This is a genomic window from Bacteroidota bacterium, from assembly GCA_034723125.1.
GTDB lineage: Bacteria > Bacteroidota > Bacteroidia > CAILMK01 > JAAYUY01 > JAYEOP01.
Genome location: JAYEOP010000574.1, coordinates 1 through 1,584, shown reverse-complemented (window position 1 = coordinate 1,584; position 1,584 = coordinate 1). Strand labels below are relative to the sequence as shown.

The following is a 1,584-nucleotide window of genomic DNA, read 5'->3' as shown; positions in this document are numbered from 1 at the left end:
CAATAAATTCAGGCACACAAAACTATGTTTGGGATTTTGGCAACAGCCAACAGTCAACCCTCAACAATCCAACAATTAATTATTCAACAGACGATACTTTTACCGTAAAACTAATTGCCACATCAAACTTAAATTGCAGGGATTCACTGAGCAAAACAACTTATGTTTTTCCATCACCTGAGCCTGCTTTCAGCATTAACAACAATCAGCAATGTTTTAATGGAAATCAATTTGTTTTTACAGATGGCTCCACAATAAATTCAGGGACACAAAGCTATTCTTATGATTTTGAAAATAGCCAGCAATCAACACAAGCAAGCCCAACCATCACTTACACAACAGATGATACTTTTACAGTAAAGCTTGTTCTTACTTCAAATCTCGGATGCAAAGATTCATTAAATAAAACGGTCTATGTTTTTCCTTCTCCAGTTCCGGAATTTACGATAAACAATGATTCACAATGTTTTTATGGAAATCAATTTGTTTTTACAAATAACTCAATAATCAATTCGGGATCCCAAACTTATCATTGGAATTTTGGAGATAGTAACAATTCATCAGTTATCAATCCAATATATTCATACAATATTCATGGCTATTATCAAATCAAGCTTATTGCAGAATCTAATTTGAATTGTAAGGATTCTTTATCCAAAAATGTTGCAGTATGGCCTATGCCAATTGCTGATTATTTGATAAATGACAGTATGCAATGTGTAAGATGGAACAAATTTAATTTCACTGACAGGTCTTCTATCCCATATACTTCTGTTTCAAATTATTATTGGAGTTTTGGAGACTATGTGAATTCCAGCTTAAAAGATCCTGTGCATCAATACGCAACAGATGATACTTTTAAAATAAAATTAGTTATTGCTTCAGAATTTGCTTGCAAAGATTCAATAACAAAAACAGCCTATACTTTTCCAATGCCGGTTTCTGATTTTGGAATTAATGACAGTAGTCAATGTTTGAGAGCTAATAATTTTGTTTTCACAAATACCTCATCGGTAACATACAACAATCTTGATACTTTTATCTGGATTTTTGGAGACGGGAATTTGTCAAGCAAAACAAACAGTAGTTATTCGTACAACAAGGACGATACATTTACAGTTACTCTAATTGCCTGGTCGGACTTGGGATGCGTTGATTCCATTGATAAAAAAACGATTGTATTTCCAATGCCTGTTGCAAAAATAAATGTTAATGATAGCGGTCAATGTTTAACAGGGAATAATTACACACTTTTAAACCCATTGAATTTTCAAAATCCCAAAGGTTTTACAACATGGATTGTAAACGATACTTCCAAAAGCATAAGTGATACATTGAATTATAGTTTTGGTATTCCTGATACGCATTTTGTCAAACTAATTGAAACAACAGATAACAATTGCAAGGATTCAATAAATCAATATTTGATTGTGTATCCAATGCCTGAATCTGTATTTACTGTAAATGACAGCACACAATGTTTGTTAGATAATAAGTTTAATTTTACAAATCAATCTATTATAAGCTCTGGAAAGTTGGATTCTTTTATTTATCATTTTGGTGATAATGATATGTCATTTAAAT

Annotated in this window: 1 protein-coding gene; it reads left to right on the top strand. The window is 31.8% G+C overall.

Annotated elements, in window-relative coordinates:
- Positions 1 to 1,584 (top strand): PKD domain-containing protein (locus tag U9R42_14520; GenBank protein MEA3497238.1); only part of this gene is annotated, 1,584 nt, incomplete at both ends.